At 70.8% G+C, this 16,517-nt stretch carries 19 protein-coding genes; 9 read left to right on the top strand and 10 right to left on the bottom strand.

The genetic code is table 11. The annotated features are described in order from the left end of the window. Genes VGR32_RS08430 through VGR32_RS08420 form a run of 3 tightly spaced genes read right to left on the bottom strand, consistent with a single transcriptional unit; the run spans position 1 to position 2,261 of the window. Positions 1-498: an N-acetyltransferase gene (locus VGR32_RS08430; RefSeq protein ID WP_327449778.1), complete on the bottom strand. Its 498-nt coding sequence runs from the start codon at positions 496-498 to the stop codon at positions 1-3. A gap of 42 nt (positions 499-540) precedes the next feature. Next, positions 541-1,308 (bottom strand): enoyl-CoA hydratase-related protein, encoded by a 768-nt coding sequence (locus VGR32_RS08425; RefSeq protein ID WP_327449777.1) that lies wholly within the window; start codon positions 1,306-1,308, stop codon positions 541-543. After that, on the bottom strand, positions 1,305-2,261 hold the full coding sequence (locus tag VGR32_RS08420; protein WP_327449776.1) for an MBL fold metallo-hydrolase: 957 nt from the start codon (positions 2,259-2,261) through the stop codon (positions 1,305-1,307). Before VGR32_RS08420 ends, VGR32_RS08425 begins: the two co-directional genes overlap by 4 nt. A gap of 238 nt (positions 2,262-2,499) precedes the next feature. Here VGR32_RS08420 and VGR32_RS08415 point away from each other — a divergent pair, with 238 nt between their 5' ends. From VGR32_RS08415 to VGR32_RS08395, 5 genes are all read left to right on the top strand, one after another. Continuing rightward, on the top strand, positions 2,500-3,432 hold the full coding sequence (locus tag VGR32_RS08415; protein WP_327449775.1) for a hypothetical protein: 933 nt from the start codon (positions 2,500-2,502) through the stop codon (positions 3,430-3,432). Between the two features lie 86 nt (positions 3,433-3,518). After that, positions 3,519-4,478 (top strand): hypothetical protein, encoded by a 960-nt coding sequence (locus VGR32_RS08410; RefSeq protein WP_327449774.1) that lies wholly within the window; start codon positions 3,519-3,521, stop codon positions 4,476-4,478. Positions 4,479-4,534: 56 nt separating this feature from the next. Continuing rightward, positions 4,535-5,332 carry an exodeoxyribonuclease III gene (gene xth / locus VGR32_RS08405; protein WP_327449773.1) on the top strand — a complete coding sequence of 266 codons (798 nt, stop codon included), beginning with the start codon at positions 4,535-4,537 and terminating at the stop codon, positions 5,330-5,332. A 3-nt stretch (positions 5,333-5,335) separates the two neighbouring features. Beyond that, entirely contained in the window at positions 5,336-5,851 is a 516-nt protein-coding gene (locus tag VGR32_RS08400) for a hypothetical protein (RefSeq protein ID WP_327449772.1), read from the top strand. Positions 5,852-5,912: 61 nt separating this feature from the next. Beyond that, entirely contained in the window at positions 5,913-6,815 is a 903-nt protein-coding gene (locus VGR32_RS08395; protein WP_327449771.1) for a cobalamin biosynthesis protein CbiG, read from the top strand. Here the strand turns inward: VGR32_RS08395 and scpB are convergent. From scpB to VGR32_RS08370, 5 genes are all read right to left on the bottom strand, one after another. After that, a complete protein-coding gene (scpB, locus tag VGR32_RS08390) occupies positions 6,812-7,477 on the bottom strand; it encodes an SMC-Scp complex subunit ScpB (RefSeq protein ID WP_327449770.1) in 666 nt (221 codons plus the stop codon). The genes VGR32_RS08395 and scpB overlap by 4 nt on opposite strands. Further along, positions 7,474-8,301 carry a ScpA family protein gene (locus VGR32_RS08385; protein WP_327449769.1) on the bottom strand — a complete coding sequence of 276 codons (828 nt, stop codon included), beginning with the start codon at positions 8,299-8,301 and terminating at the stop codon, positions 7,474-7,476. The genes scpB and VGR32_RS08385 overlap by 4 nt, the downstream gene beginning before the upstream one ends. Next, positions 8,301-9,341 (bottom strand): beta-N-acetylhexosaminidase, encoded by a 1,041-nt coding sequence (gene nagZ, locus VGR32_RS08380; protein WP_327449768.1) that lies wholly within the window; start codon positions 9,339-9,341, stop codon positions 8,301-8,303. Before nagZ ends, VGR32_RS08385 begins: the two co-directional genes overlap by 1 nt. Before the next feature lie 6 nt (positions 9,342-9,347). Next, positions 9,348-10,055 carry an SPOR domain-containing protein gene (locus VGR32_RS08375; RefSeq protein ID WP_327449767.1) on the bottom strand — a complete coding sequence of 236 codons (708 nt, stop codon included), beginning with the start codon at positions 10,053-10,055 and terminating at the stop codon, positions 9,348-9,350. A 74-nt stretch (positions 10,056-10,129) separates the two neighbouring features. After that, positions 10,130-11,329, bottom strand: a complete 1,200-nt coding sequence (locus tag VGR32_RS08370) for a deoxyguanosinetriphosphate triphosphohydrolase (protein ID WP_414642904.1) — start codon at positions 11,327-11,329, stop codon at positions 10,130-10,132. A gap of 47 nt (positions 11,330-11,376) precedes the next feature. On the opposite strand from VGR32_RS08370, the gene erpA reads away from it, so the two are divergent. From erpA to VGR32_RS08355, 3 genes are read left to right on the top strand one after another with little or no spacing between them, the layout of a single operon-like run. Beyond that, positions 11,377-11,754: an iron-sulfur cluster insertion protein ErpA gene (erpA, locus tag VGR32_RS08365; RefSeq protein ID WP_327449765.1), complete on the top strand. Its 378-nt coding sequence runs from the start codon at positions 11,377-11,379 to the stop codon at positions 11,752-11,754. A 4-nt stretch (positions 11,755-11,758) separates the two neighbouring features. After that, complete coding sequence (locus VGR32_RS08360) at positions 11,759-12,229, top strand: hypothetical protein (protein WP_327449764.1); 471 nt, start codon at positions 11,759-11,761, stop codon at positions 12,227-12,229. A gap of 14 nt (positions 12,230-12,243) precedes the next feature. Further along, positions 12,244-13,173: an alpha/beta hydrolase gene (locus VGR32_RS08355; RefSeq protein WP_327449763.1), complete on the top strand. Its 930-nt coding sequence runs from the start codon at positions 12,244-12,246 to the stop codon at positions 13,171-13,173. On the opposite strand, the gene VGR32_RS08350 is transcribed toward VGR32_RS08355, so the two are convergent. Both VGR32_RS08350 and VGR32_RS08345 read right to left on the bottom strand, forming a co-directional pair. Continuing rightward, positions 13,154-14,497, bottom strand: coding sequence for a dihydroorotase (locus VGR32_RS08350; RefSeq protein ID WP_327449762.1), 1,344 nt, complete (start codon positions 14,495-14,497; stop codon positions 13,154-13,156). The genes VGR32_RS08355 and VGR32_RS08350 overlap by 20 nt on opposite strands. After that, positions 14,497-15,441 (bottom strand): glycosyltransferase family 9 protein, encoded by a 945-nt coding sequence (locus tag VGR32_RS08345; protein WP_327449761.1) that lies wholly within the window; start codon positions 15,439-15,441, stop codon positions 14,497-14,499. The genes VGR32_RS08350 and VGR32_RS08345 overlap by 1 nt, the downstream gene beginning before the upstream one ends. A gap of 63 nt (positions 15,442-15,504) precedes the next feature. Here VGR32_RS08345 and VGR32_RS08340 point away from each other — a divergent pair, with 63 nt between their 5' ends. Continuing rightward, positions 15,505-16,290 (top strand): folate-binding protein, encoded by a 786-nt coding sequence (locus tag VGR32_RS08340; protein ID WP_327449760.1) that lies wholly within the window; start codon positions 15,505-15,507, stop codon positions 16,288-16,290. Positions 16,291-16,517: the final 227 nt, after the last annotated feature.

Genomic DNA, 16,517 nt, shown 5'->3' with positions numbered 1-16,517 from the left:
TCAGTCACGCACGCCCATGACGGCGCCGACCGGCGCGGCGACCCCGAGCGGTCGCCAGAGCACGCGTCGCGGGTCGACGGGCCCCGGCAAGGCGACGCCGGAAATCGCGTCGAAGCCAAAGCGCTGGAAGTAGGGCAGGTCTCCGACGAGCAGCACCCCGCCGGCGCCTTCGCCGACCGCGCACTGCAGGGCGGCTTCGATGAGGGCCGTCCCAAGACCGGCCTTTCGCGCCTGAGCTTCCACGGCGATCGGACCGAGAAACAGCGCGGGCGTCGCGCCGACGTCGATGCGCCAAAGCCGAACCGAGGCGATCACCCGACCGCCCTCACGGACGACGAAACCGCAGGCTGCGGAAGACGCTTCCCGAAGGCGTTCAGCAGTCTTCGCGAGGCGCCCCGGACCGAAGGCGGCGTCGACCAAGGCAAGCACCTCCGCGCCGTCGGCGGCGGTCTCGGGTTCCACTGAGATCGGGTTCAGGGGCGCGGGCATGGCGGACATGGGCGCGCGCCTTTACGCCCGCGGCGCGCGCGCCGCAATCGGTCAGCCGAAGTTGGGCGCACGCTTCTGGCTGAAGGCCATGAAGGCCTCCATGGCCTCGGGGCTGCGCATCTGCGAACCGAAGGCCTCGCCCTCGGCCTGCATCAGCGTCCACAAGCGCTCCGCATCGCGCATCAGGACCTTGGTCTTCCGGATCGAGTTCGGCGCACGCGACGCCAGCCTGGCGGCGACGTCGGCCGCGAGAGCGTCGACCTGGTCGGCCGGCGCCGCCCGGTTCGCCAGTCCCCACGCCAGCGCCGTCCGTCCGTCGATCGGCTCGCCGAGCGCGAAGATCTCGAACGCCCGCTGATGACCGAGAACATGCGGCAACAGCATCGACGAGGCGGCCTCGGGCGCCAGCGCCAGATTGACGAAGGGGGCCGACAGCAGCGCATCTTCCGCCACGACGACCATGTCGCAGTGCAGGAGCAGCGTCAGGCCAATGCCGACGGCCCGGCCCCGCACGGCGGCCACGGCGGGCTTGTCGAGGTCGGCCAGCGCCTTGAGGAAGTGGAAGACCGGAGCGTCGGTCAGCTGACCTTCGCCCGCGCCGCCGATGGCGATGAAGTCCGCGATGTCGTTGCCGGCCGAGAAGCTGTCGCCCTCGCCGCGGAACAGGATGACGCGCACCGCCGCGTCGTCGCGGGCGCGCCGCGTGGCCTCGGCCAGCGCGGCATACATGGCCTGGGTGATGGCGTTCTTCTTCTCCGGACGGGCGAGGGTCACGGTCAGGACGCCGTCGGTCAGGTCGGTGCGGACGTGGTCGGTCACGAGATGTCTCCAATGGCGGTCCAGCGGTCGGCGCCGTCGTCGCCCGGCATGCGCCGGACGCGGCCCTGCCGCTCGAGATGGTTGAGATGAGCGATCGCCTCGCCGGTCGCCATGCCCAGCAGGCCCTCGCCGACGGGACGTCCGAACAGGGTTGCGAAGACGTCGACCGCGCGCGCCGGGTCCCGCAACCGGCGCTCGAGTCGCGTCAGGGACGTGGCATGGCCCCGCGCAAGCGCGTCGAGACGCGCGTGCACGCCCCGGAACGGCTCGCCGTGCGAAGGGAGGATCAGCAGATCGGCCGGCAGAAGCGCCCTCAGCTTCGCGATCGACCTCAGCCAATCCCCCAGGGGATCTGCCGCCGGTTCGGTCGGCCAGACGGACACGTTGGAAGAGATGCGCGGCAATATCTGGTCGCCGGCGATGAACACGCCGTCCCGCTCCCGCCAGAGACAGACGTGCTCGGGGCTGTGGCCGTCGCCGACCACGACCCGCCAGACGTCGCCGCCGATCTCCACCACGTCGCCCTCGGACAGCCGGACGTAGGTCGGGGGCAGCGGCTCCACCGCGGAGCCGAACCGACCATAGCCCTTGCGCCACGTCTCGATCTGGTCGTCGCTCCAGCCCGCCCGCCGATAGAAGGCGGCGCCTTGGTCCGGCGCCGGTCCGACGTCGGCGATCAGCATGCGTCCGGTCACATACTCGAGCCGCGACATCAGCAGCGGCGCGTCGAACCTGCGGCACAGCCAGCCCGCGAGCCCGATGTGATCCGGGTGCATGTGGGTGCAGATGACGCGGGTGACGGGCCGCCCCCCGAGCGAACCGGCCAGGGCCGTCTCCCACGCGTCGATCGAGGCCGGCGTGCGGAGGCCGGCGTCGACGACGACCCATCCCTCCCCGTCGGCGATCGCCCACACGTTGACGTGGTCCAGCGCCATGGGGAGGGGCAGGCGCATCCACAGCACGCCGGGAGCCGCTTCCACCGCCGCGCCGGGCTCAGGCCAACCCGAAAAGGGATATGACAGTCCGCCCGTACCCGGTCGTGCCTGGCCGCCGTCGCCCAAGGTCCGTCTCCAAAAACAACTTGCGAACTTAAGCGAATGCAGAGCTTCTCGTCCATAGTCGGAAGGCTGCCTTGACCCTGCCCAGATGGGCCTCCATGACTTCCCGATCTTGTTCAGGAAGGCGTTTCCGATGCTCAAATCCCTCGCTTTGGCGCTCGCCGTCGGGTTTTTCGCGGCCGGCGCGGCTTCGGCCCAGTCTTCCAATCCGGATTACGGCGGGCGCAACGTCCAGCCCGGCGACGAACAGCCGGTGGACATGCGTCGTGAGACGTCGGCTTCGCGTGTTCGCGACGATCGCCGGGCGCGCCAGCCTCAAGCCCCTACGGCTGAAGAGGTCATGGCCGCGGCGCGTCCTCTTGCCGCAGCCGCCGCTCCGGCATGCCAGGTGACGGAGGCTGCGTTGCGGGGCGCCCGTGAGGACGGCACCAAGCTTTATGAGGTCGCTTGCGCGTCGGGACCCGGCTACCTCCTCGAAGACATGGCGGCAGGTCCGAAGGCCAACGACTGCGTGCTGCAGTGGAGCTACGGCGAGATGGCGCGCGACGCGGATCCCGCCGCCGACGTCGGACTGCAGTGCAGCCTGCCCGGCAATCAGAACCCGATGCAGGTGATCGCCACCTACGGCCGTGAAGCGGGACTGGATTGTCAGGTGGATCAGGCCCGGGCGCTTGCCGTCGACGTATATGAAGTGGGTTGCGCCGGGCGGGACGGCTGGCGGCTGGAGAAGGTCGGCGCCTCGTGGAAGTCGTCTCCGTGCTGGGACCTCCAGCTTCGCAGCGACGCAGTCTGCAACTTCTCCTCGGAGGACGAGAGCCGGGCCGTCTGGCCCAGACTGGTGGCGGGTTCGGATGCCGCCGCCTGCGTTCCCGTCGACGTCGCGTGGATGGGAGACAATGCGGATCGTGGTTCCTTCTACGAAATCAAGTGCCAGTCAGGTGAGGGCATCATCGTCCGCTTCAAGGATGATGCCGCGCAGCAGACCTATTCATGCCTCGACGCTCCCCAGATCTTCCGCAAGGAGTGCACGCTGACGCCGGCCGCCGCGACCGGCGGTCGCGCCTGACTTCTCTGCCGAGTGCTGCGGTCCTCGACCGCTTGACTCTCGCGTAACGGCCATACCCAATGCCGTCTCACGCGGAGGGTGCGGCTATGTGGAAGCTGGGTCTGATCATCGCCTCACTCTGCGTCGCGGGCGCCGTCCCCGCCGAGGCGCAGAGCCTCGGGCCGCTTCAGCCCTCGGCCGCCGGCCCGCCCTCCAACCCGGAATACGGCGGGGGCATCCCGATCGGATCAAACGTCGACCCCAACAGGGTGTCCGTGACCAGGGACACGTGGGCCTCGCGGCGGCGCGACCGTCGACGCAGCGACGAAGCGACCGCCGCGGCGCCTCCGCAGGTCAGGGAAGCCGCCGAGCGTCTCGTTGCGGCGGCCGGGCTGGATTGCGCTCTCGTCGACGCCGCGCTGCGCGTGACCCGGGAAGATGGAACCAGATTGTACGAGGTCGCCTGCGACGGAGGCCCGGGCTATCTGATCGAGGATTTGAGGTCGGGCGCCCGTGCGCAGGACTGCGTGTTGCAGTGGAGCGCCGCGGAACTGGGCCGCCGCGAGGGGCAGCCGTTCGACGAGTCCCAGTTGTGCAATCTGGCCGCAAATCCGGATCCGGTGGACGTGATCGCCGGGTACGGCCGGGAAGCGGGCGTCCAGTGCGACGTCGACGAGGCGCTGGCGACGGCGGAGAACGTCTACGAGATTGGGTGCTCCGATCGCGACGGCTGGCGGCTGGAGCGACGTGGAAGCGCGTGGAAGACGACGTCATGCTGGGAGTTTCGTCTGAGATCGGACGCGACCTGCCGCTTTTCCGGAGAAGCGGATGCCCGCGCCCAGTGGCCGGGTCTGGTCGTGGGAACGGACGTGTCGGGATGTGTTCCCGACGCCGTGGCCTGGATGGGCGACAACGCTCAGCGGGGCGCCTTTTACGAGGTGCGCTGCAGCACGGGCGACGGGTTTTTGGTCCAGTTCAAGGACGGGGCGACCCAACGCACCTTCCCGTGCTCGGAGGCCCCGCGCATTTTCCGGAAGCCCTGCAGTCTTTCCGCTCCAGAAGCGTGATCAAGCCCTGATCGACCACTTCCGGCAGAGGGCGACGCGCGTTAGCGTCGGCTCTCATGCGCATCGCCACCTGGAACGTGAACTCGGTCAACGCCCGCCTGCAGACCGTGCTGGCATGGCTGGAAGCCGCGCAGCCGGACGTCGTCGGCTTTCAGGAGATCAAGTGCATCGACGAGAAGTTTCCGCGCGAGGCGTTTGAATCGCTCGGCTACAACGTCGAGACCAACGGGCAGAAGACCTACAACGGCGTCGCCCTGCTTTCGAAATTTCCGGTGTCCGACGTCCGTCGCGGCCTGCCGGGAGAGGACGCATCGGGCGTCGAGGTGGACGGGCCGCAGGCCCGCTACATCGAGGCCGTCGTCGAGGCGCCCCGGCCGGTGCGGGTGGGGTGCATCTATCTGCCCAACGGCAATCCGGTCGAAAGTCCGAAGTTCGCCTACAAGCTGGACTGGTTCCAGCGACTGCACGCGCATGCGGCGGACCTGCTGAAGCAGGAAGAGGCCTTCACCCTGATGGGCGACTACAACGTCATTCCCACGCCGGAGGACGCCAAGAATCCTGCGGCCTGGGTCACCGACGCCCTGTTCCAGCCCGAGAGCCGCGCTGCGTTCCGGGCCTTGAAGGGACTGGGCCTGTACGAGGCTGGCGAGCTGGGCCGGCAGCCGCCGGGGACCTACACCTTCTGGGATTATCAGGCAGGCGCCTGGCAACGCGATCACGGCATCCGCATAGACTTCCACCTGTTGTCGCCGCAGGCCGCCGACAGGTTTCGCGGCGTCGAAACCCATCGCGACGCCCGCGACATGGACAAGCCGTCGGACCATGTGCCGGTCGTCGTCGAGCTGGAGGACTGAGCCGTGGGCGAGGCGATCCGGCTGTTCCTGCTGGTCGCCCTCGTCGCGGCGGCGGGCACCACGGCGGTGCTGGGCCTGGCGTGGTGGATGGAGCCGGAGCGGCGGATGCGCCGCGCCATGCTGAAATCGCTGGGGGCGCCGGCCGAGACCGACGCCTACTCCGCCGCGGAGGGACGCGCGGCCGGACTGGACTTCGAAGGCGGACAGGTCGCCGTGCTGTGGGACCGCGGCGGATCGGGACTGGTCTACGCCTTCGAGGAGATCGAGGGCGGCGAGGTCATCGTGGACGGGCATGTGCTGGCGCGCGTCCGACGCGGAGAGCAACGTCGATCGCTGGACGTTCCCGCGCCAGATGCGGAGCAGGTCGTGCTGCGCCTGATGTTCGCGGACGCGCGCCACCCCGAGTTCGAGCTGGATCTCTGGAACGTGACGTCGCCGACGCAGACGGGGTCGCCGGCCGAGGCGTTGCGGCTGGGCCGGCGCTGGCTGTCGCATCTTGAGGCGTTGCTGCGCGGTTGAGCCGAGGAACGGCGGGGGCTAGAAGCGCGCTTCCCTTCCGCCTCCCCTTCCGAGAAGTCCCGTGGCCCGCCTGTTCGACGCCTACATCATCGCCGACTGGACCGCCGCCGAGGGCAAGAAGCTGGGCGACAACTCCGTCTGGATCGGCGTAGCCAAGCGCGACGTGCGCTTCCGCCTGTATTCCGAGACGCACAACGTGGCCACGCGGGCCGAGGGCGAGCAGCTGATCGCCGACCTGCTGACCGACCATCGCAGGCGCGGCGACCGGGTGCTGCTGGGGTTCGACTTCAACCTGGGTTATCCGGCCGGGACGGCGAAGCGGCTCGGTCTGGAGGGCACGCCGTGGTCCGCGATGTGGAGGTTCGTCGCTTCCAACGTGGTCGACAAGGCCGACAACACGAACAACCGCTATCAGGTCGCCGCCAAGATGAACCGGTTGATGACCGACGCGGCCTGGCCCTTCTGGGGCGCGCCGGCGAAGCAGACGCAGCGCTGGCTGACGGCGACCAAGCCGCCGGAGGGCACGGGCGGCATGCCCGAGTTCCGCGCCACCGAGCTGGCCGTCCGCAACGGCAGGCTGCAGCCGAAGAGCGTGTGGCAGATGCACGGCGCGGGCGCGGTGGGCGGTCAGACCCTGGTCGGCATCGCCGCCGTGCGACGCTTGATGGAGAAGCTGGGCGAAAGCGCCGCCGTGTGGCCCTTCGGAACCGGCTGGCGCAAGCTGGACGTCGCAGACGTCGAGCCGCTGTCGACGCTGGTCGTCGAGGTGTGGCCGTCGATGTGGGACGCCAGGCCGAACCCGGGCGAGTTCAAGGATCAGGCCCAGGTCCGGGTCACCGCCGAGACCCTGGCGCAGATGGACGAGGCGGGCACGCTGTCGACCGCTTTCGCGCCGCCAAAGGGCGCGGCCGAGGACCTGATCGCGCAGGTCGAGGGCGAAGAGGGCTGGATCCTCGGCGTCTAGCCTTCGTCGCGCCCGACGAAGTCCTGGGCGAATTCCGGCGCCGCGTCCTCGAGGTCCAGCAGGTCCTCGGCGTCCTCATTGGCGCCGGGCTGCGGAACTTCGAAGCCGGCCGGGATGGCGAAGTCGAGGAGGCCCGCCGCCTTCATGTCCTGCAGGCCCGGCAGGTCGGCCAGGCTGGCCAGGCCGAAATGCTCCAGAAAGCGGTCGGCCGTGCCGTAGGTGACCGGGCGGCCGGGAGTGCGGCGACGACCGCGCAGACGGACGAAGCCCATCTCCAGCAGCAGGTCGAGCGTCCCCTTCGAAAGCGAGACGCCGCGCACGCTTTCGATTTCGGCGCGGGTGCAGGGCTGGTGGTAGGCGATGATGGCCAAGGTCTCCAGCGCCGCGCGCGACAGCTTGCGCGGCTCGTCGCGCTCCTCGGTCATCAGGAAGGCGAGGTCGGGGGCGGTTGCGAAACGCCAGCGGTCGGCCACGCACTCCAGACGCACGCCCCGGTCGCCGTAACGGTCCTTCAGCGCCATCAGGGCGGCGGTGACGTCGGCGCCGTCCGGCAGTCGACGCGCCAGATCGGCGGCGGACAGGGGCGCGGCGGCGGCGAACAGCAGGGCCTCGACGCGGCGCTCGACCTCCGCCTCGTCGGGCTGGAACCTCAGGTCGGTCACGGCGTCAGCTCCAGCGGAAGCCCCTTGCCGCGCCGCTTCACGTACAGGTCGGCGAAGACCGCCTCCTGCCGAACGTCCATCGCTCCCTCCTTCACCAGTTCCAGCCCGGCCGAGAGGGTCGAGGCCAGATAGCTGGCGCGGGTCGGACCATCGGGGTCGTCCGGATCGGCGTCCGGCGCGACGGCGGTCAGCGGGGTCCAGGTCTGCACGGTCGGCAAGCGGGCCCGCAGCCAGTCGCGCGCGGCCTCCAGCGGAAACGCCTCGACGCGCTGACCCGGCGTGTACTGACGCCGCGCCTCGCGGCGCCGCTGCGAGACATAGGCGCTCATCAGGCCGTAAAGGTCGGCGTCGATGCGGTCCGACGGGACGATCACGGTCGCCTCCGGGTCGCCCCTCATGAAGATTTCGCGCCCCAGAACGGGACGCTGGGTCAGGGTTTCGCCGGCCTTCCGCATCGCCTCGAGCTTGCGCAGGCGAAAGGCCAGGGCCGCGGCCAGTTCCTCGGCCGGAACCTCGCCCTCCTTTTCCTTCTCCGCGCGCGGGATCAGCAGCCTGGACTTCAGGAAGGCCAGCCAGCTGGCCATGACCAGATAGTCGGCGGCCAGGGCGAAGTTGCGCCGCCGGGCCTCCTGCACGAACGCCAGGTACTGTTCGGCCAGCGTCGTGATGGAGAGCTTCAGCAGGTCGACCTTCTGCGCGCGGGCCAGCGCCAGCAGGACGTGCAGCGGCCCTTCGTAGCCCTCGAGATCCACGACGAAGGCGTCGGCCGCGTCGGCCTGCTCGACCGCCGAGAAGTCCAGATTCGGCTGAAAGGCCTCGGTCATCAGGCCTCCGCCACGTCAGGGCCCCTGGCGGCGTCGAGCCGTCCCGCCATGGCCGCGTTCAGCCGGGCCCGGGCCTCGCGCTCGTCCAGCGGCTCGACGTCGCGCGAGATGCGGGCAAGGGCGGCCGCGGCGCGGCGCGCCGCCCCTCCCCTCAGTTTGCCGGTCCCCTCCGCCACCTGACGCATCTCGGCCATGTCGCCGTTCCAGTGGATGACGACGTCGCACCCGGCCTTCAGCGACTTTTCCGCCCGCTCCGTCAGCGAGCCGGAGAGCGCGTTCATGACGAGGTCGTCGGACAGCAGCAGGCCGCCGAAGCCCAGTCGCTCGCGGATCAGGCGGATCGCCTTTTTCGACTGGGTGGCCGGACGCCTGGCGTCGATGGCGGTGAAGACGATGTGGGCGGTCATGCCGATCGGCATGTCGGACAGGACCCGGAACGGAGCCCAGTCCCACGCCTCCAGCGTCTCCAGATCGGCGTGGACGGTCGGCAGTTCCTTGTGCGTGTCGGCGAAGGCGCGGCCGTGACCCGGCATGTGCTTGACCACCGGCAGGACGCCGCCGGCCAGCAAGCCCTCGGCCGCCGCGCGGCCGAGCTGGGCCACGGTCGCCGGATCGCGCGCATAGGCCCGGTCGCCGATGATGTCGTGCGCCCCCTGCACCGGCACGTCGAGCACCGGCACGCAATCGACGTTGATGCCGACCGCCCGCAGATCATGCGCCATCAGACGCGCGCCCAGCCGCACGAGCTCACGTGCGGCGAACGGATCGTTGGTCGCCTTCAGCCAGGCGTCGGCCGGCGGATACTTGGGCCAGTGGGGCGGGCCCATGCGCTGGACGCGCCCGCCCTCCTGATCGATCAGGACCGGCGCGTCGCGGCCGACGGCCTGGCGAAGGGCGTCGGTCAGACGGCGCACCTGTTCCGGCGACTGGACGTTGCGGCGGAACAGGATGAAGCCCCATGGGTCGACGTCGGCGAAGAACCGCGCCTCCTCCCCGGTCAGCTCCGTTCCGGCCAGTCCATAGATCGCCGCGCTGGCCATCCGGCCTCAGCGCACGATGCAGTCGCCGCCGGCGGCGCGGATGCCGCCGCACAGGGCACGGGCGTTGTCCGGCGTGAGCCCGGTGATCGAGGTGCGGTACAGCGTCGAGCCGGACGACGACGTCACCTCCTGAACCCGCTTGCCGGCGCCGCCCGTCAGTTGCGGATAGCGGCCCACGGTGGCGGCCCACTGCTGGTCCGCCTGCCCGGGCGTGGAAAAGGCCCCGATCTGGACGGCGGCCGTGCCGCCGGCGGGCGGCGGCGCGGGCGTTTCCTTCGCCGGAGGCGCCTCCTTGGCGGGAGGCGGGGTTTCGGTCTTCGGCTCGGGCCGTGGGCGCACCGGCTCGGGCGGCGGCGCGAAGGTCGGCGCCGTGTCCGGAGCCACCGCCTCATCGTAGACGTCGATGCCGGCGGCCGGATCGATCGGCTGGGCGTCGGCCGGAGCCTCGACCTTCAGCTCACCCACAGGCGTGCCGACCGTGGGCGGCGCGTCCTGCGAGCCGCGCGGGCCGGCGCGGTAATAGAGGATCACCGCGATGATCAGCACCAGCAGGACGCCGGCGCTGACCAGAAGGGTCACCGGCGGAGCCTTGCCGCCGCCGCCGCCTCCACCGCGCGGGCGCGGGTCATAGCCGCCGCGGCGAAAGGCCAGGTCGTCGTCGGTCGGCGGCGTGTAGGCCCCCCGGTCCTGGCGGTGCGGATCTTCATGCGACATGGCGGCCTCGCTGGCGGTCCGGGCGAATCGAATGCGCGGACGCTCATTCTAGCGCCGCGCGGTCGTCCTTCGCATCACAGATCGAGGGCCAGATCGAGGCTGAACAGGCGCTTGTGCTCCTCGATCGCATAACGGTCGGTCATGCCGGCGATGTAGTCGCAGACGGCGCGCGCCTTCCTCGACTCGTCGCCGCCCAGCGCCTTGTCCGACCACTCGGGCGGCATGACCTCCGGCTCGGCCATGAACAGCTGGAACATTTCCGCAAGGATGCGTCGCGCCTGGCTGCGGGTGCGGTTGACGCGGTAGTGCCGGTACATCCGCTCGAAGAGGTGTTTCCGCAGCACGGCGAGGTCGGCCAGCATGGCCGGCGAGAAGGACACCAAGGTACGGCGCGCCGCACGCACGTCGTCGACCGTCACGATGCCGTCGGACGCCAGCCGGGCCTCGGTTTCCGCCAGCACGTCCTCGACCATGACGCCGATCATGCGGCGAACCGCCTCGAGGCGGACCATGCGATCGTCGCAGTCGGGCCAGTCACGGCGTGTGGCGAGGAGCTGCGGTCCAATGAGCGGCACCGTTTCCAGCTCGGCGAGACTGAGCAGGCCGGCCTGCACTCCGTCGTCCACGTCATGATTGTTGTAGGCGATGTCGTCGGCGATCGCGGCGGCCTGCGCCTCCAGCGAGGCGAAGCCGGCGGGTTCCACGTCCCACTGCCGGTGGTACTCGCGGATGGGCGCCCACGCCGGCTCGTCCAGCCTATGGGCGATGGGACCGTTGTGCTTGATGACGCCCTCAACCGTCTCCCACGACAGGTTCAGGCCCTTGAAGGCGGGATAGCGCTCTTCCAGCTTGGTCACGACGCGGAAGGTCTGGACGTTGTGGTCGAAGCCGCCGAACGGCGCCATCCGCACCTGCAGCTCGTCTTCTCCAGCGTGACCGAAGGGCGGATGACCGAGGTCGTGGGCCAGGGCGACGGTCTCGGCCAGGTCGACGTCTAGCTTCAAGGCATGCGCCAGCGACCGCGCGATCTGGGCCACCTCCAGACTATGGGTCAGGCGGGTGCGATAATGATCGCCTTCGTGCGCCACGAAGACCTGCGTCTTCTCCTTCAGTCGGCGAAAGGCTGTGCAGTGAATGATGCGGTCGCGGTCGCGGGCGAAGGCGGTGCGGGTGCGGCTGATCGGCTCCGGCACCAGGCGGCCGCGCGAAGCGGCCACGTTCTCGGCATAGGGGGCCAGGCGGCGGTCTGGGGTGCTCAACGGGTCTGCGCCAATGACGGCGGGCCTTTGCGAACGCCCGCCCACGCCTCATATAGACCGGCGTGAGCATCGTCCAATCCACCGAGTTCCGCATCGAGTCCGCCCGCACCTCAGGTCCGGAGCTGACGCTGACCTCAGCGGCCGCCGCGCGGCTCGCGGCGCTGTCGGCGCAGCAGGGGCGCCGGCTGATGCTGCGGGTCGCCGTGGACGGGGGCGGGTGCTCGGGCTTCCAGTACCGGTTCGAGCTGGTCGAGGCCGCCGAGGCCGATGACCTGCGGATCGAGACCGACGGTCGGGCGGCGTTGGTCGATCCCGTGTCCCTGCCCTTCCTCGTCGGGTCGGCGGTGGACTTCGTCGACGACCTGAGCGGCGCGCAGTTCGTGGTGCGCAACCCCAACGCGGCCTCCAGCTGCGGCTGCGGCGTCAGCTTTTCGATCTGACCGCATGGCGCGCTTCCGCCCGCATCCCGCGGACGCCGCGACGGGGCTGGTCGTGGTCGCCATGGCCTCGGCGGCGGTTCTGATCGCCGCGATCGGCCCGACCCGCTCGCTGCCGGTCGCCTGGGGCTGGCACGGCATGGCTGAGGTCTTCGCGTCGAGGGAAGCCGCCGCGCTGCTTCTGGGCTGCGCCGCCGTCGTCGTTCTGCTGCTCGGGGCGGGCCTGGGTCTGGCTGCGCGGACGGCGTCCGACCCGGTGGACAGGCGCCGCGTCCGCCTGGCCCAGACGGGGTGGGTTACGATAGCGTCCATGGCCGCTTTCCTGTGGGCGACGGCCAGTCTGAACGGCGTGCTCAACCTCTCCGCGCCGGTGCCGCTCGCGATCGTTGTCCTCGCGCTCCTGATCATGGGCGGGATGGGCATGCGCGTGGTCAGGGGGCGTCGTGCGTGGCACAAGTCGGAACCACCTCGTGACTGACTGATGAGTGACCCATGCTGAGCCTCGCCCTCGCCGTCGCCCTGGCGCTTCAGGATCCGGTCGGCGTGCCGGTGCAGGTCGCAAGCGAGGTCGCGCCGCTGCACGGGACGCTGCTGACCCCCGGCGAAACGCGGGCGGCGGCCGTGATCATCGCGGGCAGCGGCCCGACCGATCGCGACGGCAACAGCCCGATCGGCGTCAGCGCCGGGACCTACCGCCTGCTGGCCGAGGGACTGGCGCAGCGGGGCGTCGCCACGCTGCGCTACGACAAGCGCGGCGTGGGCATGAGCATGTTCGCGCTCGGCTCCGAGGAGGACCTGCGGTTCGACGACATGGTCGACGACGCGCTGGCGTTCGCGGCGCTGGCGCGGGAGCGGACGGGGCGGGACTGCGTCTGGCTGATCGGGCATTCGGAGGGCGCGCTGGTGGCGCTGGCTGCCGTGGACCGCGGCGGCGAAGGGATTTGCGGCCTGGTGCTGCTGTCCGGCGCGGGGCGGAAGGCGCGGGCCGTGCTGGAGGAGCAGCTGGGGCCGCAGCTGCCGGAGCCGTTGCGGACGCAGGCGTTCAAGGCGCTGGCGACGCTGGAGGCCGGCGAGCTGGCGCCCGACGCGCCGCCGCAGCTGGCGGCGCTGTTCCGGCCGTCGCTGCAGCCGTATCTGATCAGCTGGCTGCGTCTGGATCCGGCGGCGCTGGCGGCGGCCTATCGGGGGCCGATATTCATCGGTCAGGGCTCGACCGATTTCCAGACCACGGTGACGGACGCCGAGGCGCTGAAGGCGGCGCAGCCGGCGGCGACCCTGCGGGTCTGGGAGGGCGTGAACCACCTGCTGAAGGTCGCGCCGGCCGAGCGGGCGGCGAACGTGGCGACCTATTCGAACCCGGACCTTCCGCTGGCCGGGGGCGTGGTCGAGGACGTGGCGGCGTTCATCCTCGGCCCGCGCTGAGCGTTTCCATGAAGCGGACGGGTCGGCCGTGGGCCGTGCCCAGAAGCTGGCCGTCGCGCATGACCTGACGGCCGCGGACGATGGTGGCCATGGGCCAGCCCCTGGCCTCGAAGCCGTCGAAGGGGGTCCAGCCGCAGCGGCTGGCCTGCTGGTCGTGGGTGATGGTGCGGCGCGCCTTCAGATCGACGATCGTCAGGTCGGCGTCGTAGCCCTCGGCCATGCGGCCCTTGCCGGCCGTGCCGAAGACGCGCTGGGCGCCGGCGCTGGTCAGGTCGATGAACCGCTCCAGCGTCATGCGGCCTTCGGCGACGTGCGTCAGCATGACCGGCACAAGGGTCTGCACCCCCGGCATCCCCGACGGCGAGGCGGGATAGGGACGCGCCTTCTCCTCCAGCGTGTGCGGAGCGTGGTCGGAGCCCAGGACGTCGACGACGCCCTGCCGGACGCCGCGCCACAGGCCGTCGATGTGCGGGCGGTTGCGGATCGGCGGGTTCATCTGGGCGAAGGCCTTCAGCCGCGCATAGGCCTCGTCGCCGTCGATCGTCAGATGCTGGGGCGTGACCTCCACCGTGGCCACGTCGCGGTGACGGGCGAGAAACTCGATTTCCTGCGCGGTGGAGACGTGCAGGACGTGGATGCGGGCGCCGGTTTCGCGCGCCAGCCGGACCAGACGCTCGGTCGACTGGATCGCGGACTGGGCGTCGCGCACCTCCGGGTGGCTGGTCCAGTCGCCGGTGCGCGCCAGCTCCCGGCGCTCGGCCAGACGATACTCGTCCTCGGAGTGGAAGGTGGCGCGGCGGCGCACGTTCGACAGGACCTGACGCACGCCGTCGTCGTCGGCGATCAGCAGGTCGCCGGTCGAGGCGCCCATGAAGACCTTGACCCCGCAGCAGCCGGGCAGGCGCTCCAGCTCGTTCAGGTGGTCGGCGTTGGCGTGGGTGCCGCCGACGTAGAAGGCGTGGTCGGTCCACATCCGGTCCCGGGCGCGGGCCAGCTTGTCGGCGAGCGTGTCCGGGTCGGTGGTGTTGGGATTGGTGTTCGGCATTTCGAACACCGCGACCACGCCGCCGAGCGCTGCGGCGCGGCTGCCGGTCTCGAGGTCTTCCTTCCACTCCAGACCCGGCTCACGGAAGTGGACCTGGGTGTCGATGACGCCGGGCAGGACGGTCAGGCCGGAGGCGTCCACCGTCTCGCCGGCCGAGGCCCGGGACAGGTCGCCGATGAAGACGATCCTGCCGTCGCGCACCCCGACGTCGGCCATGCCGCGCCCGGCATGGTTCGCCACCTCGCCGCCGCGGACGATCAGGTCGTAGGTCTGGGTCATCAGGCGCGCTCCAGCCGCTTCACGGCGGCCTTGAACACCCTGTCGGCGGGCAGGTCCAGCAGATGCTCGATGGCCTGGTCCAGACGGGGGTCGATCGCGCGGTATTCGTCCATCGTGCGCGGGCCGCGGCAGACGACTTCGCCGAAGGGGCCGCGGACCGCGTCGTCCGAGGGACCGAACGCCGCGACCACAGGCGCGCCGGCGGCCACGGCCAGCTGGGTCCAGAGGCTGTCTCCGCCCAGCACCAGCGCGGCGCGGGACAGGGCGGCGCAGGTCTGGAGCCGGGTCAGATGGCGGGTCTCGATGGTGCGTTTCAGCGGCGCGGCCATGCGCAGGGCGGTGCGCGTCTCGCCGTCCAGATCGTCGCCGACGATCAGCAGGCGGCCGCCGGCCAGCGGCCCGTCGGCGGCCAGCAGGCGGGTCGCGACCTTCACGTAGCGGTCGGCCGGCCAGACCTTGCCGATCCAGTCGGCGGTGGGCGCGACGGCCAGGATCGGCCCCTCCCCCCTGGCCAGCAGGGCGTCGGCGGCGGCGCGGGTTTCGGCGGAGAGGAAGAGGCGGGGACGCGGCGTCTCGTCCAGCTGCAGGGTGCGGGCGGCGGTCGTGGCGGCGTGCTCGCCGGGTTCGGGCTTCACGCGGACGGCGCGCTTCTGTCGCTTCAGCCGGGCAGACAGCTCCGTGCCGCGCATGTCGACGACCAGCCCCCACCGGCGATCGCGGACCTGGCCCCAGAGCTTGAGCCAGTCGAGGCGCCCTTCCCGCTCCAGCACGATCAGGCGGTCGAGGCCGGGCAGGTCGGCGAAGAGCGGCGCGGACTGCGGCGAGCCGACCACGGTGACGCGGGCGCCCGGCATGGCCTCGACCACATGGGCCAGGGCGCCCGAGGAGAGCACGGCCTCGGTGGGATCGGCCTCGGCGACATAGAGGATGGGAAAGCCCGCCATCGGTCGACCGTATACGGATTCTCGCGGTTTCACGGGGACGGGCGAGCGACTATCTGGGGACGCATGAGCCCGAAGATCGCCCGACTTGAGGATCGCGCCGTCGTCGCCGTGACGGGGCCGGACGCCCGGTCGTTCCTGCATGGGCTGCTGACGCAGGACGTGCTGACTCTGCAGGCCGGACAGGTGCGGTTCGGGGCCTTCCTGTCGCCGCCCGGGCGACTGATGTGGGACCTGTTCCTGTGGGGCGCTGACGACGGCGTGAGGCTGGACGTCGCCGCCGACCGGCGAGACGCGCTGGTGGCGAAGCTGACCCTGCACCGCCTGCGGGCCCAGGTGACGATCGCGGCGGAAGACACGCCGGTCTTCGTCTGCTGGGACGGCGCGGCCGAGGGCTTCGTGCCCGATCCCCGGCTGGCGGCAGTGGGGGGGCGGCGGCTGGGAGAGGCGCAGGCGAACGCCACGGCCGACGACTGGCAGGCGCATCGCCTGGCGCTGGGCGTGCCGGACCCGGACCGCGACGGCGGCATGGACCGCACCTATCCGCTCGAGGCGAACTTCGACCTGCTGAACGGCATCGACTTCCAGAAGGGCTGTTTCGTCGGTCAGGAGACGACCTCGCGCATGAAGCGACGCGGGGCGATCAAGACCCGCATGCTGCCGATCGCCTTCGACGGCGCGCCGCCCGCCGAAGGCGCCGAGGTGCTGACCGAGGCCGATCTGCGCGCCGGGCAGGTGCTGACCGGGCGCGACGGCCGGGCCATGGCCCTGTTGAGGCTGGACCGCATCGACGGGCCGCTGACGGTGGACGGTCGGCCGGTGCGGGTCGAGCGGGCGGCGTGGATGGGGTGAAGGCACGATCGGACGCTCCGTCGTTGTCACGCGGAGTTGGAAAGGGCGGGCGGAGCGCCGGGCGCGGAGCCCGGATGCTGATGTGATTACCGTTTCGGCTTCGCGACGACGCTCCGCGCGGTCCGTCTGATCGAAAGCTGTCCGAGGTGGAGAGGACCACCGCATAGGGCCGCTGCTTGGCGACTAACGGACGCGCCTTCGGCGGGCGGGCGGGAGACTTGCGAACC

The sequence above is a fragment of the Brevundimonas sp. genome (assembly GCF_035935935.1).
Taxonomy (GTDB): domain Bacteria; phylum Pseudomonadota; class Alphaproteobacteria; order Caulobacterales; family Caulobacteraceae; genus Brevundimonas.
This window is presented reverse-complemented; position numbering and strand designations above follow the sequence as displayed.